20 protein-coding genes are annotated in these 21,370 nt (G+C 62.2%); 17 read left to right on the top strand and 3 right to left on the bottom strand.

Annotated elements, in window-relative coordinates; all coding sequences use genetic code 11:
- The 9 genes from NKI59_RS00855 to NKI59_RS00815 all read left to right on the top strand — a co-directional run bounded on the left by NKI59_RS00855 (position 1) and on the right by NKI59_RS00815 (position 8,496).
- Positions 1-837: an arginase family protein gene (locus NKI59_RS00855; protein WP_352634852.1), complete on the top strand. Its 837-nt coding sequence runs from the start codon at positions 1-3 to the stop codon at positions 835-837.
- Complete coding sequence (gene hisF / locus NKI59_RS00850; protein ID WP_023677537.1) at positions 834-1,628, top strand: imidazole glycerol phosphate synthase subunit HisF; 795 nt, start codon at positions 834-836, stop codon at positions 1,626-1,628. The genes NKI59_RS00855 and hisF overlap by 4 nt, the downstream gene beginning before the upstream one ends.
- A gap of 36 nt (positions 1,629-1,664) precedes the next feature.
- Positions 1,665-1,991, top strand: coding sequence for a phosphoribosyl-ATP diphosphatase (locus tag NKI59_RS00845; RefSeq protein WP_352645299.1), 327 nt, complete (start codon positions 1,665-1,667; stop codon positions 1,989-1,991).
- A gap of 18 nt (positions 1,992-2,009) precedes the next feature.
- Complete coding sequence (gene coaA / locus NKI59_RS00840) at positions 2,010-2,969, top strand: type I pantothenate kinase (protein ID WP_023677538.1); 960 nt, start codon at positions 2,010-2,012, stop codon at positions 2,967-2,969.
- A gap of 77 nt (positions 2,970-3,046) precedes the next feature.
- Positions 3,047-4,054 (top strand): glycosyltransferase family 2 protein, encoded by a 1,008-nt coding sequence (locus NKI59_RS00835; RefSeq protein WP_051406152.1) that lies wholly within the window; start codon positions 3,047-3,049, stop codon positions 4,052-4,054.
- On the top strand, positions 4,054-4,824 hold the full coding sequence (locus NKI59_RS00830; RefSeq protein WP_023677540.1) for a class I SAM-dependent methyltransferase: 771 nt from the start codon (positions 4,054-4,056) through the stop codon (positions 4,822-4,824). Before NKI59_RS00835 ends, NKI59_RS00830 begins: the two co-directional genes overlap by 1 nt.
- A gap of 7 nt (positions 4,825-4,831) precedes the next feature.
- Positions 4,832-5,227: a GtrA family protein gene (locus NKI59_RS00825; protein WP_023677541.1), complete on the top strand. Its 396-nt coding sequence runs from the start codon at positions 4,832-4,834 to the stop codon at positions 5,225-5,227.
- A complete protein-coding gene (locus NKI59_RS00820; RefSeq protein WP_352701741.1) occupies positions 5,217-6,791 on the top strand; it encodes a hypothetical protein in 1,575 nt (524 codons plus the stop codon). The genes NKI59_RS00825 and NKI59_RS00820 overlap by 11 nt, the downstream gene beginning before the upstream one ends.
- A 91-nt stretch (positions 6,792-6,882) precedes the next feature.
- Positions 6,883-8,496: a hypothetical protein gene (locus NKI59_RS00815; protein WP_023677543.1), complete on the top strand. Its 1,614-nt coding sequence runs from the start codon at positions 6,883-6,885 to the stop codon at positions 8,494-8,496.
- Here NKI59_RS00815 and NKI59_RS00810 read toward each other — a convergent pair.
- The 3 genes from NKI59_RS00810 to NKI59_RS00800 form a co-directional block, all read right to left on the bottom strand.
- Positions 8,459-9,076 carry an alpha-ketoglutarate-dependent dioxygenase AlkB family protein gene (locus NKI59_RS00810; protein ID WP_023677544.1) on the bottom strand — a complete coding sequence of 206 codons (618 nt, stop codon included), beginning with the start codon at positions 9,074-9,076 and terminating at the stop codon, positions 8,459-8,461. The two genes, NKI59_RS00815 and NKI59_RS00810, sit on opposite strands and share 38 nt — an antisense overlap.
- 131 nt (positions 9,077-9,207) lie before the next feature.
- Positions 9,208-9,645 (bottom strand): alternative ribosome rescue aminoacyl-tRNA hydrolase ArfB, encoded by a 438-nt coding sequence (arfB, locus tag NKI59_RS00805; protein WP_023677545.1) that lies wholly within the window; start codon positions 9,643-9,645, stop codon positions 9,208-9,210.
- Positions 9,646-9,724: 79 nt separating this feature from the next.
- Positions 9,725-11,335 (bottom strand): phosphoenolpyruvate carboxykinase, encoded by a 1,611-nt coding sequence (locus tag NKI59_RS00800; RefSeq protein ID WP_352701739.1) that lies wholly within the window; start codon positions 11,333-11,335, stop codon positions 9,725-9,727.
- 342 nt (positions 11,336-11,677) lie between these two features.
- On the opposite strand from NKI59_RS00800, the gene NKI59_RS00795 reads away from it, so the two are divergent.
- The 8 genes from NKI59_RS00795 (at position 11,678) to tsaE (ending at position 21,350) form a co-directional block, all read left to right on the top strand.
- Entirely contained in the window at positions 11,678-12,379 is a 702-nt protein-coding gene (locus tag NKI59_RS00795; RefSeq protein ID WP_023677547.1) for a response regulator transcription factor, read from the top strand.
- Positions 12,380-12,401: 22 nt separating this feature from the next.
- Positions 12,402-14,186, top strand: a complete 1,785-nt coding sequence (locus NKI59_RS00790; RefSeq protein ID WP_352701737.1) for a sensor histidine kinase — start codon at positions 12,402-12,404, stop codon at positions 14,184-14,186.
- 31 nt (positions 14,187-14,217) lie between these two features.
- Positions 14,218-14,664 carry an HPr kinase/phosphorylase gene (locus NKI59_RS00785; protein WP_352701735.1) on the top strand — a complete coding sequence of 149 codons (447 nt, stop codon included), beginning with the start codon at positions 14,218-14,220 and terminating at the stop codon, positions 14,662-14,664.
- Positions 14,665-14,828: 164 nt separating this feature from the next.
- Positions 14,829-15,230 (top strand): PTS sugar transporter subunit IIA, encoded by a 402-nt coding sequence (locus tag NKI59_RS00780; RefSeq protein ID WP_023677550.1) that lies wholly within the window; start codon positions 14,829-14,831, stop codon positions 15,228-15,230.
- Positions 15,227-15,523 (top strand): HPr family phosphocarrier protein, encoded by a 297-nt coding sequence (locus NKI59_RS00775; RefSeq protein WP_023677551.1) that lies wholly within the window; start codon positions 15,227-15,229, stop codon positions 15,521-15,523. Before NKI59_RS00780 ends, NKI59_RS00775 begins: the two co-directional genes overlap by 4 nt.
- A 156-nt stretch (positions 15,524-15,679) precedes the next feature.
- Positions 15,680-17,080 (top strand): adenosylhomocysteinase, encoded by a 1,401-nt coding sequence (ahcY, locus tag NKI59_RS00770; protein ID WP_352701732.1) that lies wholly within the window; start codon positions 15,680-15,682, stop codon positions 17,078-17,080.
- A gap of 188 nt (positions 17,081-17,268) precedes the next feature.
- Entirely contained in the window at positions 17,269-19,830 is a 2,562-nt protein-coding gene (locus tag NKI59_RS00765; RefSeq protein WP_352701730.1) for a sensor histidine kinase, read from the top strand.
- An 8-nt stretch (positions 19,831-19,838) separates the two neighbouring features.
- Positions 19,839-21,350, top strand: coding sequence for a tRNA (adenosine(37)-N6)-threonylcarbamoyltransferase complex ATPase subunit type 1 TsaE (gene tsaE, locus NKI59_RS00760; protein ID WP_352701728.1), 1,512 nt, complete (start codon positions 19,839-19,841; stop codon positions 21,348-21,350).
- Positions 21,351-21,370 lie beyond the last annotated feature (20 nt).

Raw genomic sequence — 21,370 nt, 5'->3', positions numbered from 1 at the left:
GTGAAGGTCTCGATTATCGTTGCTCCCTACGACAGCGGGCACTATCACGAAGGGTGCGGCCAGGGGCCGGACGCCATCATCGGCGGTGGGCTGGTCGAAGCCCTGACCGTGGCTGGCCATGACGTCGCCGTCGAAGATATCGGCAAGGTCGGAGACGAGCAGGGGCGCGAAATTGCAACCGGCTTCGCCGTCTGCAACGCCGTCGCGACCAGGGTTAACCTCGCCCGCGATGGAGGACGCTTCCCCATTATCCTTGCTGGAAATTGCCTGACCGCCGCCGGTGCGGTCGCCGGTGAAGTTGCGGATTCGATCATCTGGATCGACCAGCATGGCGATCTCAACACGCCGGAGACGTCCTCCTACGGCTTTCTCGACGGCATGGCGCTGGCGGCGACGCTCGGGCTCTGCTGGCATCCGATGGCGGCAGCAATTCCGGCGTTCCGGCCGATAGACCCGGCGCGCTGCATGCTGGTCGATGCCCGCGACCTCGATCCCGACGAAAAGCGACTGCTGGAAACTTTGCCGATCGTGCGCACCGAATGTGCCGGTGCACTCGATATGATCGGAAAGCTCACGGCGACAGGGACTGTGCGGGCGCATCTGCATCTCGACCTGGATGTCCTCGATCCGGATGTGTTGCAGGTGAACCGCTACGCGCACCCGGGCGGCCCGAGTCCGGAACAGCTACGGCAGCTTGCCTGCGGACTGGCCAGGTCAATCCCAATCGTCGGCGTGACGCTCTCGGCCTACGACCCGGCCTTTGATTCTCAGTCCGAAGTTCCGCCCGTCGTCGGCCAGCTGCTTGTCGACTTTCTTGCGGCGATCGAGAGGATCTGATGCTGAAAGCCCGCGTCATCCCCTGTCTCGACGTCAAGAACGGCCGTGTCGTCAAGGGCGTCAATTTCGTCGACCTGGTCGATGCCGGCGATCCCGTCGAAGCGGCAAAAGCCTATGACGCGGCCGGCGCCGACGAGCTCTGCTTTCTCGACATCACCGCCTCGTCGGAAAACCGCGAGACCATTTTCGATGTCATCGCCCGCACCGCCGAACAATGTTTCATGCCGCTGACCGTTGGCGGTGGCGTCCGTCAGGTCGCCGACATCAGGAAGCTGCTACTGGCCGGCGCCGACAAGGTGTCGATCAACACGGCGGCGGTGAAGACCCCAAATTTTGTCGCCGAGGCTGCCGACAAATTCGGCAACCAGTGCATCGTCGTCGCCATCGATGCCAAGAAAGTGTCCGCTGCGAGCGAGGCTGATCGCTGGGAGATATTCACCCATGGCGGCCGCGAGAAGACCGGCATCGACGCCGTCGAGTTCGCTCGGCGAGTGGTCGATCTCGGCGCCGGCGAGATCCTGCTAACATCGATGGACCGCGACGGCACCAAGGCCGGCTACGACATAGCCCTTACCCGCGCGGTCGCCGATGCCGTACGCGTGCCGGTCATCGCTTCCGGTGGCGTCGGCACGCTCGACCACCTTGTCGAAGGCATTCGCGACGGCCATGCCGGCGCGGTGCTGGCGGCGTCGATCTTCCATTTCGGCACCTACAGCATCGCCGAAGCCAAGCTGCACATGGCTCAGGCCGGACTGCCGATGCGGCTGGACTCGCCGGGTAATCGGTCCTAGAGCCTTTCCGGCTAAGAAGAGGCTGTAAACGCCGTCATGACCGAGTTCTCGCTCTCCGAACTGGAGAAGATTATTGGCGAACGCGCACGTTCCGGCGATCCGGATTCGTGGACGGCCAAGCTCTTTCAGCGCGGCATGAGCAAGGCAGCGCAGAAACTCGGCGAAGAGGCGGTCGAAACGGTGATCGCAGCCGTCAGCGCCGACCGGGACGCGCTTGTTTCGGAAAGCGCCGATCTCATCTATCATTGGCTTGTCGTTCTCGGCATAGCGGACATTCCGCTGAGCGATGTGCTCAACGAGCTTGAACGCCGCACCGGTCGTTCGGGCATCGCCGAAAAGGCGTCTCGGCTGGACCGGGGCTGATCGCTGCGGAGGAACTCGATGGACCAGCTCGCTCCTACCGAGAAGTATTCACCCTATCGTTTCTTCTCGGCCGAGCAATGGTCGCGGTTCCGCGCCGATACGCCGATGACGCTCACCGAGGACGAGGTCCGTCGTCTGCGGTCGCTGAACGATCCGGTCGATCTCCACGAGGTCGAGCGCATCTATCTTTCGATGTCACGGCTGTTGTCGGCTCATGTCGAAGCCAGTCAACTCCTGTTCAGGCAACGCCAGGCCTTCTTCAACGCGCTGGACGCGGCCAAGACACCGTTCATCATCGGCATTGCAGGTTCCGTGGCGGTCGGCAAATCGACCACGGCGCGCGTGCTAAAGGAGCTGCTGGCGCGCTGGCCGTCGAGTCCCAAGGTCGACCTGGTCACCACCGACGGTTTCCTGCTGCCGAACGAAATCCTGCGCCGCAACAATTTGATGGAGCGCAAGGGCTTTCCGGACAGCTACGACGTCGGCGCGCTGCTGCGCTTCCTGTCTGGCATCAAATCGGCGCAGCGCAACGTCCGCGCGCCGGTCTATTCGCACCTGACCTATGACGTCATTCCGGGCGAGTTCCAGACCATCGACCGGCCCGACATCCTGATCTTCGAAGGCATTAATGTCCTGCAGCCGGGCAAGCTGCCCAAGGACGGCAAGATCGTGCCTTTCCTGTCGGATTTCTTCGACTTCGCCATCTATATCGATGCCGAGGAGGCGCTGATCCATCACTGGTATATCGCCCGCTTCATGCGGCTGCGCGAAACCGCCTTCCGCGACCCGGCCTCCTTCTTCCACCGCTATTCGCAACTTTCCGAGGATGCGGCCCGCGCCATCGCCGAGGGCCTGTGGACCAACATCAACCTGAAGAATCTGCGCGAGAATATATTGCCGACCCGCGCCCGTGCCGATCTCATCCTGCGCAAGGGCGCCAACCATCTGGTCGAGGAAGTGGCGCTTAGGAAACTGTGAAATCCCGGGACATTCCTTAAAGTCATCTTAACCCAGTCTTTCTATTGTCGGGCCTGATCTGCGGGCTCGGCAAACAAATGAATGCGCCATTCCTAAACATCGATCAGCCGGCAGCTGACCGCATCGCACGTCCGGGCAGCGGCGGCGCAACGATTGCCCTGATCGTGCCTGTCCACAATGAGGAAGGCGCAATTGCTCCATTCCTGAAGGCGGTATGCGAAAGCACCGCGCCGCTGAAGGACAAAGGCGTTGCCCTCGAGTTCATCTTCGTCAACGACGGCAGCAGCGATACGACGCTCGAAAAGCTGATCGAAGCCCAACAAACCGATCCCCGCATCCACGTAATCGACCTTTCACGCAATTTCGGCAAGGAAGCCGCGATGACCGCGGGGCTCGACAGCTGCGATGCCGATGCAGCGATTCCGATGGATGTCGATATGCAGGATCCGCCGCATGTCATTCCGCTGCTTGTGGAAAAGTGGCGCGAGGGTTTTGAGGTTGTTCTGGCCAAGCGAGCCAATCGGTCGAGCGACAGCTTTCTCAAGCAGCGCTCCGCCTCGATGTTCTACCGCGTTCACAACTGGATCGCGCAGCAGAAGATCCCGCACGATGTCGGCGACTTCCGTTTGATCGACCGCCAGGTCATCCAGGCGCTGCGGTCTTTGCCCGAACGCCGTCGTTTCATGAAGGGCCTGTTCGCCTGGGTCGGGTTCCGCACCGCAAGCGTCGAATATGTCCGCGATCAGCGCATCGCCGGCCAGTCGAAATTCTCCGGCTGGAAGCTGTGGAACTTCGCGCTCGAAGGCATCACCAGCTTCTCCACCGCTCCGCTTGAAATCTGGACCTATGTCGGCGCGACGATTTCCGCGCTGTCGTTCCTCTACGGCCTGCTGATCGTCGCCAAGACAATGATCTTTGGCGTTGATGTGCCCGGCTACGCCTCCCTGCTGGTCAGTGTTCTTTTCCTTGGCGGCATCCAGTTACTCGGCATCGGCATCATCGGACAATACCTCGGCAGGGTCTACGCCGAGATCAAGCAGCGTCCGATCTACATCGTGCGCCGCAAATATGAGGGAATGAGCTGATGGAGATCGACGCCTACCGACAGATGGCCGCCACCGAAGACGAGCATTGGTGGTTCTGCGGGCGTCGCGCCATCGCCGAGGCGGTCATTCGCAGCATCGGCCTGCCTGAAAACGCGCGCATCGTCGAGATCGGCGCCGGCACCGGCGGCAACATCCGGATGCTGGAGCAGTTCGGCGCAGTGACGGCAGTCGAGATGAGCGATCTCGCGCGCAGGATTGCCTGGGAAAAGACCGGCCGCGACTTCCTCGCCGGACATCTGCCGGACAACATTCCTGTCGCGCCGCAAAGCTGCGACCTCGTCTGCCTGTTCGACGTGCTGGAGCATGTCGCCGAAGACGAGGCGTCGCTTGCCGCGATCCGCCAAGTGCTGAAACCGGGCGGCAGCGTCGTCCTCACTGTGCCCGCACACCAATGGTTGTGGAGCACGCATGATGTGGGGCTGCATCATATGCGGCGCTATTCACGCAATCTGCTGCGTGAACGAATCGAAAGGGCTGGTTTCGCGATCGACCGGCTGAGCTACACAAATGCCGCGCTCTTCCCGGTAGCGGCGCTGGCACGACTGGTGGACAGGTTGCGCAAGTCGGCCTTGCCAGCCGGCCATGCCACGCCGCCAAAACCACTGAATGCGGCGATGAAGGCAGTCTTTTCGGCGGAAGGCCGCATCATACCAAATGCAAGCTTGCCCTTCGGGGTTTCGCTGCTGGCGGTATTCCGCGAGGACAGCGCCGTCGAAACCGCTCGCCTCGACGAGAAATTGGCAGCTTGACCGCGTCATGGGCACCGGCTCGTATCGTCGACTATCGCGCTTTGCGCTGATTGGCATCGCGTCGACGCTGATCTACGCCGTTTGCGCTTTTCTGCTGTCGCGTGGACAGGCAACGGCGGCCCTGCCGGCGGCGCTCACATCGTTTGCGGCCTACGCCGTCGCCGCGCTGTTCTCCTACACCGGGCATAAATATTTCACGTTCACCTCGGGCGGCAGCCACGCTATGGAATTGCCCCGCTTCCTCCTGCTCACCGCTTCCGGCCTCGCCGTCGCGATCGCCCTGCCGGGGCTTTTGACCCAGATGCTCGGCGTCCCTGCCGCAATCCCGATCCTGCTCACCTGCATTGCCGTGCCGGTCATCAACTATGTCGTCCTCGGGCGGTGGGTGTTTCGTGGTCTCTAGCGCGCGATCCCTCAGTGAACTGCTGCCCGGCGCCAACCGCTTCTCGCCCTTTGTGGGCGTAGCGGGTGCTCCGTTGCTGCTGGCCAGTCTGGTCGTCACATACGCCGTCTGGCTATCGACCGTTGCAATTCCGACCAATGTTGACGTGTCGTGGCTTCTGGTCGTCTGCGACCGCCTGCTTGGCGGAGAGCGGCTCAACACCGACATCGTGGAGACCAACCCCCCTTTCTCGATCTGGCTCTACATGCCGTTCATGCTCCTGGAAAAGCTCACTGGCATGCGTGCGGAATTCTGGCTGACGCTTGGCGTCGTTTGCCTGAGCCTGGCCAGTCTTTCCGTTTCCGTCCACATTCTCGCGCGCGATGAACCGGTCTATCGGCAGCCCCATGCGCTGTGGGCGGCAGCGGCGGCCCTGTTTTTGATCCTGTGTTTCATGCCGGATCAATTCGGCCAACGCGAGCACTTCGCATTGGTTGCCATTCTGCCTTGGGTGGCGTTGCAATGCACACGTCAGCGGAACCTGGATTTCAGCGCGGGCTCGCGCCTGGAGCACATGGTCGCGGGCTTCGGCGCGGCGGTCGTGGTCATGGTCAAGCCGCCCTATTTTGTGCTGGCCTTCATGTTGCCGTCGCTCTGTCTTGCGCTTGAAAGGCGGTCGCTGAGACCGCTCTTCGTCGCAGAGAACCTGGTGGGCGCTGCGATCGTGGCCGCCTATATCGCGTCCATCGCGCTCTTCGACCGCGCTTACGTCAGCGACGTCCTGCCCTTGGTCAGGGAGGTCTATCTTCCGTTGAGGGCCTCTGCCGCCGATATGCTGGCAAACTGGCCGAAAGTGGTGCTGCTTCTGGCCGCCGCCACCGTGCTTGCGGCCGGCGGCCTGAGAAAGACGAACTGGGACGTCAGGATTCCGCTCCTGACCGCCCTGGGGTTCATTCCGGCCTTCATCGTCATGGGCAAGGGTTGGCCCAATCACGCGCTGCCGATGGTCGTTGTTGCGACACTTGCATTTGGCATCCAGCTTGTGCGGTTCGGCACATTCGGCAGTGCAGGCTTCGTTCGCAAGGCCGCCCTGATCTTCGGCTGCGTGCTGGTGCTGCAAATAGCGGTCAGGGCACAGTACGCGGCGCTGACGACGGATAACGGCCCGATCGCCCGGTCTGTCGCCGCGATCCGCGCAACGGTCGAAACCCCGACCATCATGTCGATTGCCGACCAGATGCAGGTTGCCCATCCCCTCGCCAGGCTGGTCGGCGGCAGGTTCACATCACGCCATCCGAGCGCCTGGGCGGTCTCCAACGCGGACACGCTCGCCCGCGTCACCGGCGATCTCGAACGGAGACCGGAACTTGAAAGCATCCGCGATCGGGTGATCGGCGAAAACGCCGCCGAGATATCAGCGAAGAAGCCCGATATCGTGCTGTCAGGCTCGCCCGCGTGGACTGCCCTGATGCTGCAGGACAAGCGGATCCAGGTCGCCTTGGCCGACTATCGTCTGCTGCACGCCGAGCCGGAAATCACTGTCTATCTGCGTTACACGGCGCCTGCGCCGCTCCAAACCGATTGAGCAGGAGCCCCCGGAAACCCATGACACGGCTGGATCCAATCGCTCCGCTGGACGACATATGGCTCGATCTCGAGAGCCTCGGTGCAACAGCATGAGCGTCTCGAACGACATTGGCGGCTTGAGCCGCTGGCGCGACCGGGATATTGCGGCGTCGCTGCTTCCTAGCCGCAATGTCCTGGCCATTGCCGCAGTCACCGTCTTCTCGATCTTCTGGCAGCGACGTTGGGGGACTGTTCCCGACACTAGCTGGCTGATCACGGTCTGCGAGCGTATGCTGTCCGGTGAGCGGCTTTACTCGCAAATCTACGAGACCAATCCCCCATTCAGCGTCTGGCTCTATCTGCCGCCAGTGGCTGCGGCCAGATTGCTGGGCACCGCCCCGGAAATCCTGGTTGAGGCCTGGACATACCTTGCCGTGCTTATCGGACTTTCGCTCTCGGGCGTGATCGTCAAGCGTGCGGGTTTCACCGAAACTGCATCATTGTTTGCACTGGGGCCAGCGTTTTGCGCAATGTTGGTGGTCTTCCCCGGAAATGCCTTCAGCGAGCGGGAGCATATCGGCATGGCACTTTTCATGCCGCTGCTTGCGCTTCATGCCTGGCGCGCGCGCAGAGATGCAGCTGCCCAACCAGACCCCGGGCTCGCCGTACTCGCCGGCCTGTCGGGCAGCATTCTGCTGCTGGTCAAGCCCTACTATGCGATCATGGTGTTGGCGCCGGCGCTGGTCGTTGCAGTGCGCCGGCGCAGTCTGAAATCGATCTTCGCCCTGGAACACTGGGTCATTGGCGGAATCTGCGTTGTCTATCTCAGCACGGTCACGCTGATCCATCCGGAATTCGTGCGCGACATCTATCCCCTCTTGGCGGATGTTTATGCAAAGATCGGCATCTTTTGGCCGATTGTGATCGGCTACGGTTTCTCGTGGTGTTTCCTTGTCTTCCTGATCTGGTGGCTGTGGCCGGCCAGGCGGTTTCCAGAGCTGGCGGCGGTAGCGTTGGCTGCATCGATCGCCGGCATGTTTCCCCTGTTCTACCAAGCCAAAGGCTGGTCTTATCATGCCTATCCCGCGATCTTTTGCGCTGTGGCAGCCATTTTCTGCCTGCTGGCACTGCCCAGGATCGTGCAGCAGCCGTCGAAGCTGTTGACGTTCGTGACGGCTCCTTCGCGAGCTTGGGCATTGGCGGCGGTGGCAATCGCTTTCTTGCCCTATTGGAGCACCCAGAAACCAGGGCCGGCACTGGTTGCCGCAATTCGCGCCGCCACCGATCGGCCGACCGTAGCGTTGGTCAGTTCGGATATTTCCTCGGGACATCCGTTGAACCGTATGATCGATGGGCAGTTCGTTTCGACCCACGTCAGCGATTGGCTTGGAGCGTTCGCACTTTCCCTGTCCCGGCAGGCAGCTCTCTCGGGTGACACCGCCGAAGCCACGCGTTACCGAGCCATCATGGCGCGCTACGTCGAAAGCAAACGCGAAGAGTTCGCGCGTCTGCGCCCGGATATCGTCGTCTTCAAGAAAAACAACACAATGTGGACAAGCCAACTGATGGGGCGTTTTGGCTTTGACGCCATCCTGGCGCACTACCGCATTCTTATCGAGGACGAGACCGAGCGCATCTATCTGCGCGACGATTATGTCCGCCCGGGCCACCGGCCACCCGAACAGCCTATTTCGGCATCGTCACCCGTCGCAGCGTCAGATTGATGCGGCCGCCACTCCTGAGCAATGCCGAGGTCGACGGGTAGATACGGTCGACGCCGTGAAAGCAGAGCCGCCCTTCGCCGCCAAGCACGACGACGTCGCCACTCCTCAGCCTGAACGATTTGGTGGCGCCGTCGCGCGTCGTCTGGCCGACCCGGAACAGGCAATCGTCGCCGAGCGACACCGAGACGACAGGCGCGGAGAAATCGCTCTCGTCGCGGTCCTGGTGAAGACCCATCTTGGCATCCTGCGAATAGAAATTGACCAGGCAGGCTTCCGGCGGGTGCGCATAGGCAGATACATCCCGCCACAGTTCGAGCAGCATCTCCGGGATCGGCGGCCAAGGCCTTCCGGTCACCGGGTGGGTCGGCTGGTAGCGATAGCCGTGCTCCTTGTCGGTGACCCAGCCCAGCGGACCGCAATTGGTCATGCGCACGCTCATCTCCTTGCCGGTACGCGGCATCGCCGGCACGAACAGCGGCGCCTTCTGCACGACCTGCCGGATATCTTCCACCAGCACTTCCTGCATGGCGCGCGACAGGTAGCCGGGCATATGGCGGACGCCTTTGGGCAGTACGAGCATCGCGTCGCTTAATCCGTTGGTCTGGAGAAATCAGAATGCCACCGTCAAATGAAAACGGCGACCCGAAAGCCGCCTCCGACGGTGGCTGCGCGCTTTAACCGGCGATCTGAGATCCGAAGCCGCTTTGGCTGTCACTCATCCCCGACCCGGCCGCGCAGTTTCTTGATCGAGCCGCGCCCGGCCTTGCTCTTGAGCCGTCTTTCGACCGCGCCTTTGGACGGCCTTGTCTTCTTGCGCGGCGGTGGTGGTGGTTCGGCGGCCTTGGCGACCAGTGCCGTCAGCCGCGCCCGGGCGTCCGCCCGGTTCTGCTCCTGGGTGCGGAAGCGTCCGGCTTCGATGACGATGACGCCGTCCTTGGTGGCGCGCTGGCCGGCAAGCTTGATGGTCCGTTCGCGCACCCGCTCCGACAGGCCGGCCGCATTGGCGGCATCGAAGCGCAATTGCACTGCCGTCGCCACCTTGTTGACGTTCTGGCCGCCCGGGCCGGACGAACGGATGAAGTCCTCGTGCAGGTCGCCCGGATTAATCACCGCATCGTCGGTAATGATGATCTTGTCGTCGGCGTTCATGCCGCACTCATGGCGCGGCAGGCGAAAAAAGAAAAGGCCCGATCGAAGCCGGGCCTTGAAGCATCACCAGGGGCGACGGCTATTCAGCCGCTATCTGCATGCGTGGTGCGGCGCCGAGCACGGTGGCGTCGACATGGGCTTCGAACTTTTCGAAATTGTCGACGAACATGCCGACCAGCCTTGCCGCCTGCCGGTCGTAGGCGGGCTTGTCGATCCAGGTCGATCTAGGGTCGAGAATGGCGCGGTCGACGCCGGCAACCGTCACCGGTACGTCGAAACCGAAATTGGCGTCGGTGCGGAAGTCGGCCGCTTTCAGCGAGCCGTCGAGCGCCGCCGCAAGCAGCGCCCGCGTTGCTTTGATCGGCATTCGCTTGCCGGTGCCGTAGGCGCCGCCGGTCCAGCCGGTGTTGACCAGCCAGCAATCGACGCCGTGGCGGGCGATGAGCTCGCGCAGCAGATTGCCGTATTCCGACGGATGCCGCGGCATGAACGGTGCGCCGAAGCATGTCGAAAATGTCGCTTCGGGTTCCGTAACGCCCTTCTCGGTCCCCGCCACCTTGGCGGTATAGCCGGAGAGGAAATGGTACATGGCCTGCGCCGGGGTCAGCCGCGCGATCGGCGGCATCACACCGAATGCGTCGGCGGTCAGCATGATGATGTTCTTCGGGTGGCTGGCGCGCCCCGTCTTGCTGGCGTTGGGGATGAAGTGGAGCGGGTAGGCGCAGCGTGTGTTTTCGGTCAGCCCGCCGTCGTCGAAATCCGGCACGCGGCCTGCGTCGAGCGCCACATTCTCCAGCACCGTGCCGAAGCGCTGGGTGGTGGCGAAGATCTCCGGCTCGGCTTCGGCCGAAAGCTTGATCGTCTTGGCATAGCAGCCGCCCTCGAAATTGAAGATGCCGTGCGGTCCCCAGCCATGCTCGTCGTCGCCGACCAGCGTGCGCGACGGGTCGGCCGACAACGTCGTCTTGCCGGTCCCGGAAAGGCCGAAGAAAACGGCCGCGTCGCCGACGGGCCCTTCATTGGACGAGCAGTGCATCGGCATCACACCTTTTGCCGGCAGCAGATAGTTGAGCACGGTGAACACCGACTTCTTCATCTCGCCGGCATACGAGGTACCGCCGATCAACACGATCATGTGCGAAAGATCGACGGCAATCACCGTTTCGCCGCGCGTGCCGTGGCGGGTGGGATCGGCGCGGAACGACGGCAGGTCGATGATCGTCAAATCGGGCATGAAATGCTCGAGTTCGGCGGCGGCCGGTCGGATGAGCAGATTGCGGATGAACAAGGAGTGCCAGGCAAGCTCCGTGATCACCCTGGTCGGCAGCTTCAGCTCCTCGTCGGCGCCGCCGACCAGGTCCTGCACATAAAGGTCCTTTCCAGCCGCGTGGGCGCGAAAATCGGCAAGCAGCGTATCGAACTGGATCGGCGAAATCGCTTTGTTGTTGTCCCACCATACATGCGGCGCGGTGCTTTCGTCGCTCACCACGAATTTGTCCCTGGGCGAGCGGCCGGTGTGCTGCCCGGTCTCGGCGGCAAGCGCGCCATGCGCGGTGAGTCGGGCCTCGCCACGGCGGATTGCCTCCTCGTAGAGCGCGGCCGCGCCGAAATTATAGCGCACCACGCCCGTGGTTCTTAGGCCGATCCGATCGATTGCACATGCAGGATTGCGTTTGCCGGCTTCCGACATGGGTGTCCCTTCTTCGATTTACCGCGTCTTTACCGGCGAATTCCGGAACTCCCATTGCAGGAGCTAAAAACGTCAAAACCAGAAAAGGCGAATGATATCAAATCATTAATCGATTTAAATATTTTGAAAGTTGTTTAAATCGTTTATATGTGCAAAAACACTGATGGTTGCCCAAAGGATTGGCGATGTTCATTCGTCCAATCCATATCGAGGTACAATTGTGGCCGTCGACATGCCGTGCGTGACAGCGGATACAGCCTATGCCACATTTTGTACCTAATTTGTCCTGCAAAAGCCCCTTCTCGACGAAAGAAGGGACAGCTCATGAGGGAGCCGCTTGAAATGGCAACAATCGCGCTTGTCGACGACGATCGCAACATTCTGACTTCGGTTTCGATCGCCCTCGAATCCGAGGGTTATCGGGTCGAAACCTACACGGATGGGGCATCGGCGCTGGAGGGACTGGCGGCGCGCCCGCCGAACCTCGCCATCCTCGACATCAAGATGCCGCGCATGGACGGCATGGAGTTGCTGCGCCGGATGCGTCAGAAATCCGACCTGCCGGTGATCTTCCTGACCTCCAAGGACGACGAGATCGATGAACTGTTCGGCCTCAAGATGGGCGCCGACGACTTCATCCGCAAACCCTTCTCGCAGCGTCTTCTTGTCGAACGCGTCCGCGCCGTGCTGCGCCGCGCCAGCACCCGCGAGGCGGCTGCCAAGGCGCCCAACCAGCAGGCTCGGTCGCTTGAGCGCGGCCAGCTTGTCATGGACCAGGAGCGCCACACCTGCACCTGGAAGGGCGAGCCGGTGACGCTTACCGTCACCGAGTTCCTCATCCTGCATTCGCTGGCACAGCGTCCGGGCGTTGTAAAAAGCCGTGATGCGCTGATGGATTCGGCTTATGATGAGCAGGTTTATGTCGATGACCGCACCATCGACAGTCACATCAAGCGGCTACGCAAAAAGTTCAAGGCCGTTGATGATGACTTCGAAATGATCGAAACCCTTTACGGAGTCGGATATCGGTTCCGCGAAGCTTGAGTCGAGCGGGAGCTGCTATTCGATGGCAGTGCAAGTAGAGCGAGTGAGACGGTCGGGCGCCGCCAGGCGCCCGCCGCGGATTCTGCCCGCCTTCGTGTCGAAAATTACGGTGCCGATGCGCCGGTTTCTCGGCCATCACATCTTTTCCAGCCTGACGCGGCGTATCCTCTTTCTCAACCTTGCCGGCCTTGCCGTCCTGGTCACCGGCATTCTCTATCTCAATACCTTTCGCGACGGGCTGATCGACGCCCGTGTCGAGAGCCTGATGACTCAAGGCGAGATCATCGCCGGCGCGATCGCCGCCTCGGCGACGGTCGAGACCGATTCGATCAGCATCGATCCGGAGAAGCTGCTCGAGTTGCAGGCCGGCGAAAGCCTCGGCCCGGGCTCCGATCAGCTCGATAACCTCGATTTCCCGATCAATCCGGAGCGCGTGGCGCCGGTGCTCAGGCGGTTGATCTCGCCGACGCGGACCCGAGCCCGCATTTACGACCGCGATGCCAACCTGCTGCTCGATTCCCGCCATCTCTATTCGCGCGGCCAGATCCTTCGCTACGACCTGCCGCCGGTCGAAGAGGAACAGCCAGACCTTCTGGAGCGCATCCAGAAATTCGTCTTTGATTTCTTTCGCAACAAGCAGCTGCCCGTCTATCGCGAGCAGCCGGGTGGCAACGGCGCCGCGTTTCCGGAAGTGGTCAAGGCGCTTACCGGCAGCCCGTCGACGATCGTGCGGATCTCGGAGCAGGGCGAGCAGATCGTTTCTGTGGCGGTGCCGATCCAGCGCTTCCGTGCCGTTCTCGGCGTGCTGATGCTGTCGACCGAAGGCGGCGACATCGACAAGATCGTCGCGGCCGAGCGGAAGGCGATCCTGCGCGTGTTCGGCATTGCCGCCCTGGTTACCGCCATCCTGTCGATGCTGCTGGCCTCCACCATCGCCAATCCGCTGCGCCGGCTTTCCGCGGCAGCCGTCAGGGTTCGCCGCGGTGTCAAGAACCGCGAGGAAATCCCCGACTTCTCCGATCGGCAGGACGAGATCGGCAATCTGTCGATCGCCGTGCGCGACATGACCAATGCGCTGTACGCCCGCATCGAGGCGATCGAAAGTTTTGCCGCGGATGTCTCGCACGAGTTGAAGAACCCGCTTACCTCGCTGCGCAGCGCGGTGGAGACATTGCCGCTGGCCAGGAACGACAATTCGCGCAGCCGGCTGATGGATATCATCCAGCACGATGTGAGGCGGCTTGACCGTCTCATCACCGATATTTCCGATGCCTCCCGTCTCGATGCCGAGCTGGCGCGGGAAGATGCGGGAACCGTCGACCTCAAGAAGTTCATCACCGATCTGGTCGCCGTCTCGCGCGAGGCCACGCGCAACAAGAAGGCGGTCGAGATCGAATTCAAAGTCGCCAAACTGCCACAGGGCGTGAAAGGCTACTTCGTCGTCGGTCATGATCTGAGGATCGGCCAGGTGATCACCAACCTGATCGAGAATGCCCGCTCGTTCGTTCCCGAGGAACGTGGCCACATCACCATATCGCTGGCGCGCGCCGGCAAGTTCAACATCGTCACCATCGACGACAATGGACCCGGTATCCGGGCCGATAACATCGATCGCATTTTCGAGCGGTTCTATACCGATCGGCCGGCCGGCGAGGCGTTCGGTCAGAACTCGGGCCTTGGCCTGTCGATATCCAGGCAGATCGTTGAAGCCCATGGCGGCATGCTGAGCGCCGAGAACATCCCGGGCACCAAGCCTGGCGAGATCAAGGGCGCGCGCTTCGTAGTGACGCTGCCGGCGGAAGGCTGACGGATGAATTCCAATCACGCCTGGTCCTATTGTGCAGCCTGAAAATATCCACGGCACCGCGATCCTGATAGGTGATCGCGGCATTCTCATCACCGGACCGTCCGGCTTGGGCAAGACGACGCTGGCGCTCGCCTTGATCGATCATTGCAGCCAGCGTGGGCTGTTTTCCCGGCTGATCGGCGATGACCAGCTCTATGCTGCAGATTGCGACGGGCGGCTGGTCTGCCGCGCACCAGCCAGCATAGCCGGCCTCGTCGAGGTGCCGGGATTCGGCCCCAAACCGTTACAGTTCGAGCCAAGCTGCGTGATCGACCTCATTATCCGGTTGGTGCCAGCCGGCAAAATGGCCCGCTTCCAGGAAGACTGCAGCGAACTCGTTGTCGGCGTACCAGTGCCGCGCATCGATCTTGCCGGGCGCAATGTAGCGGCGGCCTTGCCGGCAGTGATGTCGCGCCTGTCGATTGCGCCTTTCCTGTGATCCGATTTCGATTTTTTGCTGCAATGCGTCAAATTGGCTTGGGCCGGCGCAATTTTGGGCTTGTCAACGGGCCTTGCGTCGACAAGATAGCGCTCCCGCCACCTGGAACGGTCGGCGAGCATAAAATGCGCCTGTGAAGCGGCGATGACGGGAGCCACCAAAGAATGATCGGACTCGTGCTTGTAACGCACGGTCAACTGGCCGCCGAGTTCCGCAATGCCGTGGAACATGTCGTTGGGCCACAAGACAATTTCGAGACCGTGGCGATCGGTGCCGACGACGATATGGAACAGCGCCGCCGCGACATTATCGAGGCAGTCGGCCGCGTCGATACGGGATCAGGCGTCATCGTTTTGACCGACATGTTCGGCGGCACGCCCTCTAACCTCGCCATTTCCGTGATGGAATCCGGGCGTATCGAGGTCATTGCCGGCATGAACCTGCCGATGCTGATCAAGCTGTCCAGCGTTCGCAAGGGCGACAACATGACGGCCGCGCTGGATGAGGCGCAGGCTGCCGGCCGTAAATACATCAATGTCGCCAGTCAACTCCTGAGCAGCAAATGAGCGCGCTGTTGCCGGAAAAGGACAAGATCGTTCGCGACTTTCCGATCGTCAACCAGCGCGGCCTGCACGCACGCGCCTCGGCCAAGTTCGTTCAAATCGCCAGCGGCTTCAACGCCACGGTCCAGGTCGAGAAGGACGGCGTCAAGGTCGGCGGCACCTCGATCATGGGCCTGATGATGCTGGCGGCGAGCCCCGGTTATTCGATCCGCGTCACCGCCACCGGCCCGGAGGCCGAAGAGGTCATCGATGCGCTGGAGCAACTGGTTGCTTCCCGTTTTGGCGAGGAATGCTGACGTGCGGGTCGCTTCCGAAGACATGCACGGATAAAGATTTCTTTATATCCCATTGTCGTCCGACTCCCGATCTGCTAGTCAGGCCGGCAACTCGCGCCCTCCGACACGCTTTCGGGGCGGGCGCGTCCCGCAATCAATTCGCATCGGAGCACTGCCATGACGGGTAGCAAGGACTATGTGGTCGCAGACATCGCGCTTGCCGGCTGGGGCCGCAAGGAGATCGAGATCGCCGAAACCGAAATGCCGGGCCTGATGGCCTGCCGCGAAGAATTCGGCGACAAGAAGCCGCTCAAGGGCGCGCGCATCACCGGCTCGCTGCACATGACCATCCAGACGGCGGTGCTGATCGAAACGCTTAAGGCGCTCGGCGCCGATATCCGCTGGGCTTCCTGCAATATCTTCTCGACCCAGGACCACGCTGCCGCGGCCATTGCCGAGGCCGGAATTCCGGTGTTTGCCGTCAAGGGCGAGACGCTGGAGGATTATTGGGTCTACACCGACAAGATCTTCCAGTGGGCCGATGGCGGCACCTCCAACATGATCCTCGACGACGGTGGCGATGCCACCATGTACATCCTGATCGGCGCCCGCGCCGAGGCCGGCGAGGATGTGCTGTCCAATCCGGGCAGCGAAGAGGAAGAGATCCTGTTTGCCCAGATCAAGAAGCGCATGCAGGCATCGCCCGGCTTCTTCACCAAGCAGAAGGAAGCGATCCGCGGCGTCACCGAAGAGACGACGACCGGCGTCAACCGGCTCTATCAGTTGCAGAAAAAAGACCTGCTGCCGTTCCCGGCGATCAACGTCAATGATTCCGTCACCAAGTCGAAATTCGACAACAAATATGGCTGCAAGGAATCGCTTGTCGACGGCATTCGCCGCGGCACCGACACGATGATGGCCGGCAAGGTCGCGGTTGTCTGCGGCTATGGCGACGTCGGCAAAGGCTCGTCGGCTTCGCTCAAGGGCGCCGGCGCCCGCGTCAAGGTCACCGAGGTCGATCCGATCTGCGCGCTGCAGGCGGCGATGGACGGTTTCGAGGTGGTCACGCTCGAAGACGCAGCGCCGACGGCCGACATCGTCATCACCACCACCGGCAACAAGGACGTCGTTACCCTCGACCACATGCGCCTGATGAAGGACATGGTGATCGTCGGCAACATCGGTCACTTCGACAACGAGATCCAGGTGGCCTCGCTGCGCAACCTGAAATGGACCAACATCAAGCCTCAGGTGGATATGATCACCTTCCCGGACGGCAAGCGGATGATCCTTTTGTCGGAAGGCCGCCTGCTCAACCTCGGCAACGCTACCGGCCACCCGAGCTTCGTCATGTCGGCGTCCTTCACCAACCAGGTGTTGGCCCAGATCGAGCTGTACACCAAGCCCGGCCAGTACGAGAACCAGGTCTATGTCCTGCCGAAGCATCTCGACGAAAAGGTCGCGCGCCTGCATCTCGACAAGCTCGGTGCCCGCCTGACCGAACTGTCCGGCGAACAGGCCGCCTATATCGGCGTCACTCCGCAGGGACCGTTCAAGCCGGAACACTACCGCTATTAACCACGGCGAAACTTGCCACTAGATATTGAAGCCGGGCGATTGACTTTTCGCCCGGCTTTATTTTTGCGCTGATTGATTCTTCACGCCGATTCGCGCAAGCGCTATGGTGCTGATTCGCGGTCCGGGGACGAGGCCCGGGCGCACGCATCAGGGCGGTCTTGCATTCAGGCGGCGAAGAGGACCAAGACATGCCGGGGGATAACCCGCCTTGCGCGGGACAGGCCGTTTCCGGCGGCCATAACGATTCGATCACGGGCTCCGCTGCCAGAGGCGGCAGCCTTCTATGGCGCGCCGGCAGCCGTGTCGGGGTGCTGCTTGCTTCTTCCGCGCTGGTTGGTCCGCTGCTTGGCTTTACTGCACATGCCCAAACCCGCGTGGCGCAAAAGGCCGGGCTGTCGGTCAGCACGGTCGAGGTCATGCAACTCGCCATGTTCGTCGGCGTCATGGGGGCGGCATTGCTGTCGGCCATCTTTCTGATCCGCGAACGGGCGCGCACCGCGGCGGAAAATGCCGAGCTCAGGACCCGTATCGCCGACGTCAATGCCGCGCTGCAGCGCTCGGAGGCGCTGCTCCATTCCCGCGATCAGCGCGTGGTGGTATGGGCGGCCGAGAACAAGAAGCCCGAGCTTGTCGGGACATTGCCGATCGAGAGCGGCGCGCCGGAGGACCGGGCGGCCTTCCTGGCTTTCGGCCGCTGGCTGATGCCGCGTTCTGCGGCCGCACTCGAACATGCCGTCGCGGCACTGCGGGACAAGGCAAAGCCGTTCGATCTGGTCATCGAATCGCAGGCCGGCCAGCCGCTCGAGGTTCACGGCCGCAAGAGTGCGGCGCATGTGCTGGTTCGCTTCGTCTCGCTTTCGGAGACACAGCGAAGCCAGGCCAGGCTGAAGATCGAGAACCAGCGCTTAGCCGCCGACCATGAGACGCTGATCGGTCTTCTGGATGCGCTCAAGATGCCGTCATGGCTGCGTACTGTCGACGGGCGGCTGAAATGGGTCAACCGCGCCTATGCCGAAGCGGTCGAGGCCGAGAATGCCGAAGCGGCGGTCCGCGATGGCAAGGAATTCCTCGGCGGCCAGGCGCGCGACACGATCGCTGCGCAGCACAAGTCGCGCGCGGTCTTTGAACAGACGCTCTCCACGGTCATCGAAGGCGACCGCCGTATGTTTGCCGTGACCGATTTTGCCTGGGCGGATGGTTCGGCTGGTCTTGCCTGCGACATCAGCGCTATCGAGGCCATTCGCGCCGAATATGAGCGGACCATGCAGAGCCACGCCGACACGCTCGATCAGCTCAACACCGCCGTGGCGATTTTCGACACCGATCAGAAATTGCGGTTTTTCAATCAGGCGTTCCAGAAACTATGGGGCCTCGACAGCGGCTTCCTGCACAGCGCGCCGGACAACGCCTTGCTGCTCGACCGCCTGCGCAGCGAAGGCAAGATCGCCGAGCAGCCCGAATGGCGGCGCTGGAAAGAGAGCCTGCTCGGCGCTTACCGCGCGGTTGAATCGCAGGAGCATTGGTGGCATCTGCCGGACGGCAAGACCATTCGCGTCGTCGCCAATCCGCAGCCCAAGGGCGGCGTCACCTGGGTGTTCGAGAACCTGACCGAGAAGATGGACCTTGAAAGCCGCTACCAGACCGCCGTCCGGGTCCAGGGCGAGACGCTCGACAACCTCGCCGAAGGCGTCGCTGTGTTCGGCCCCGACGGCAGGCTGAGATTGTCGAACCCGGCGTTCGCGGCATTGTGGGGGCTGGATGCCGATGCCTCAAAACCCAACGTCCATGTCTCGACGATCCGCGACCTTTGCGACCGCCGTGCCGTCGACAGTCCGTGGGGCGGGTTCGTTGCCGCCATCACCGGCTTCGACGACGAGCGCCGCGACCGCCACGGCCAAACCCAATTGAACAACGGCACCGTTTTGCGCTACGCCGTCATCCCTTTGCCCAACGGCCAGGTGATGATGACCTTCGTCGACGTTACCGACAGCGTCAATGTCGAGCGGGCGCTGAAGGACAAGAATGAGGCGCTGCAAAAGTCCGACCAGATCAAGAACGAATTCGTGCAGCACGTCTCCTATGAGCTGCGCTCGCCACTCACCAACATCATCGGCTTTACCGAGCTTCTTTCACTGCCGTCGACTGGTCCGCTGAACCAGAAGCAACGCGAATATATCGGGCATGTCGGCTCGTCCTCCTCGGTCCTGCTCACCATCGTCAACGACATCCTCGACCTGGCGACGGTGGATGCCGGCATCATGGAACTCGACATTTCCGAAGTTCACATCGATCGAACCATTACGGCTGCCGCCGAACTGGTCGCCGACCGGCTGGAGGAACATGCGATCAAGCTTAGGATCGACGCGGCGGCCGCGCCGAAAACCTTCCACGGCGACGAGATCCGCGTCCGCCAGATCCTCTACAATCTGCTCAGCAATGCCGCCAATTACGCGCCGGAGGCGAGCACCATAACGCTCGCCTGCCGCCAACTTGCCGACGGCGTGGAATTTTCCGTTCACGATGACGGCCCCGGCATGCCGCCGGACCTGCTTGACTCAGTGTTCCGGCGCTTCGAGCCGCGCACCAATGGCGGCCGCCGCCGTGGCGCCGGGCTCGGCCTGTCGATCGTCAAGAGCTTTGTCGAACTGCATGGCGGCAGCGTCCGCATCGAGACCGGCAGGGATAAGGGCACCACGGTTGTTTGCGCCTTTCCCGACACGCCGTCCGGCATCCGCGCGGCGGCCGAGTAGCGCGTTCGATGGCGGTATTGGTGCTGGAGCGTTTTCTCGCCGACGAGGCTGCGACGGCAAGGTTCGGCGAGGATCTCGCCATGTCGCTGCGCATTGGCGACGTGCTCGCCCTCAAGGGCGATCTCGGCGCCGGCAAATCGACCTTGGCACGGGCGCTGATCAGGGCACTGGCCGACGATGCCGGACTCGACGTGCCGAGCCCGACCTTCACGCTGGTCCAGAGCTACGACACGCGTGTGCCGGTTCATCATTTCGATCTCTACCGCTTGGGCACGGCATCCGAGCTGGACGAGCTGGGCTTCGACGAGGCGCTGACGCAAGGCGCCGCGCTGGTCGAATGGCCGGAGCGGGCAGAGGCATATCTGCCGAAAACCTCGGTGCTGGTCGAACTTCTCCAGCAGGGCGACGGCCGACTGGCGAGACTATCGGGAGAGGGCGCCGCCTTCGAGCGCGCGGCGCGATCGCTGGCAATGCGCGATTTTCTCGGGCAGGCCGGTTGGGGCGAAGCGCAGCGACGATATTTCATCGGTGATGCCTCGGCTCGCTCCTACGAGATCGTCACGCTCGCCAGATTTCCGCTGCGGGTGCTGATGAACTCGCCAAGGCTGGTGCTCGGACCGCCAGTCCGCGACGGCAAACCCTATGTCGAGATCGCTCACACCGCGCAATCCGTTTCGGCGTTCGTCGCCATCGACCGGGCCTTGCGGGCCGGCGGCGTCAGCGTCCCGGAAATCTATGCCCAGGATCTCGACCAGGGTTTTCTCCTGCTGGAGCATCTCGGTTCCCAAGGGTTTCTCGACAAGCGCGGCCAGCCGGTGGCCGAGCGCTACGCTGCGGCGGCCGAACTGCTTGCCATGATGCACGGCAAAACATGGCCGACCCGCATGCAGGCCGGCCCCGGCGTCTTCCATGAGGTGCCGCCTTTCGACCGCGACGCCATGATGATCGAGGCCGAATTGTTGGTCGACTGGTATGTCCCGGCGATATCAGGCGCTCCGCCTAGAGAGGCGCTGCGCGCCGGTTACCGCAGCGAATGGAGTGCGGTGCTCGATCGGCTGGAGGGGCGCGAATACACGCTGATGCTGCGCGATTTCCATTCACCCAACCTGATCTGGCGCGCTGACCGTTCCGGTCACGATCGCCTCGGCGTCGTCGATGTCCAGGACGCGCTGATCGGGCCGTCCGCCTACGACGTCGCCTCGCTCGCCATGGACGCGCGCGTCACTATCTCACCCGAAATCGAAAAGCACACGCTCGCCGCCTACATCGCCGCGCGACGCGCTGCCGGTGCCTTCGATGAGAACGAATTCCGCGAAACCTATGCAATCATGGCCGCACAGCGCAATTCCAAGATCCTCGGCATCTTCGTGCGGCTCGAAAAACGCGACGGCAAGCCTTATTATCTGAAGCATCTGCCGCGCATCCGCGACTATCTTCGCCGGGCACTGGCGCATCCGGCGCTGGCCGGGCTGCAGGATTTCTACATCGCCCACGGCTTGCTGGAGGAACGCTCGATTTGACGGCTAAGGATTTGGGCCTG

It is taken from the genome of Mesorhizobium sp. M0598, from assembly GCF_040320865.1.
GTDB lineage: Bacteria > Pseudomonadota > Alphaproteobacteria > Rhizobiales > Rhizobiaceae > Mesorhizobium.
The sequence above is the reverse complement of the archived record's forward strand: the minus strand, read 5'-3'. Positions and strand labels throughout refer to the sequence as shown.

What these genes read in the sequence shown, in the direction of transcription:
- NKI59_RS00845 (WP_352645299.1), top strand. Translation starts at nt 1,665, where the DNA reads ATGACCGAGTTCTCGCTCTCCGAACTGGAGAAGATTATTGGCGAACGC.
- coaA (WP_023677538.1), top strand. Translation starts at nt 2,010, where the DNA reads ATGGACCAGCTCGCTCCTACCGAGAAGTATTCACCCTATCGTTTCTTC.
- NKI59_RS00835 (WP_051406152.1), top strand. Translation starts at nt 3,047, where the DNA reads ATGAATGCGCCATTCCTAAACATCGATCAGCCGGCAGCTGACCGCATC.
- NKI59_RS00830 (WP_023677540.1), top strand. Translation starts at nt 4,054, where the DNA reads ATGGAGATCGACGCCTACCGACAGATGGCCGCCACCGAAGACGAGCAT.
- NKI59_RS00825 (WP_023677541.1), top strand. Translation starts at nt 4,832, where the DNA reads ATGGGCACCGGCTCGTATCGTCGACTATCGCGCTTTGCGCTGATTGGC.
- NKI59_RS00815 (WP_023677543.1), top strand. Translation starts at nt 6,883, where the DNA reads ATGAGCGTCTCGAACGACATTGGCGGCTTGAGCCGCTGGCGCGACCGG.
- NKI59_RS00810 (WP_023677544.1), bottom strand. Translation starts at nt 9,076, where the DNA reads ATGCTCGTACTGCCCAAAGGCGTCCGCCATATGCCCGGCTACCTGTCG.
- arfB (WP_023677545.1), bottom strand. Translation starts at nt 9,645, where the DNA reads ATGAACGCCGACGACAAGATCATCATTACCGACGATGCGGTGATTAAT.
- NKI59_RS00800 (WP_352701739.1), bottom strand. Translation starts at nt 11,335, where the DNA reads ATGTCGGAAGCCGGCAAACGCAATCCTGCATGTGCAATCGATCGGATC.
- NKI59_RS00795 (WP_023677547.1), top strand. Translation starts at nt 11,678, where the DNA reads ATGGCAACAATCGCGCTTGTCGACGACGATCGCAACATTCTGACTTCG.
- NKI59_RS00790 (WP_352701737.1), top strand. Translation starts at nt 12,402, where the DNA reads ATGGCAGTGCAAGTAGAGCGAGTGAGACGGTCGGGCGCCGCCAGGCGC.
- NKI59_RS00780 (WP_023677550.1), top strand. Translation starts at nt 14,829, where the DNA reads ATGATCGGACTCGTGCTTGTAACGCACGGTCAACTGGCCGCCGAGTTC.
- NKI59_RS00775 (WP_023677551.1), top strand. Translation starts at nt 15,227, where the DNA reads ATGAGCGCGCTGTTGCCGGAAAAGGACAAGATCGTTCGCGACTTTCCG.
- ahcY (WP_352701732.1), top strand. Translation starts at nt 15,680, where the DNA reads ATGACGGGTAGCAAGGACTATGTGGTCGCAGACATCGCGCTTGCCGGC.
- NKI59_RS00765 (WP_352701730.1), top strand. Translation starts at nt 17,269, where the DNA reads ATGCCGGGGGATAACCCGCCTTGCGCGGGACAGGCCGTTTCCGGCGGC.
- tsaE (WP_352701728.1), top strand. Translation starts at nt 19,839, where the DNA reads ATGGCGGTATTGGTGCTGGAGCGTTTTCTCGCCGACGAGGCTGCGACG.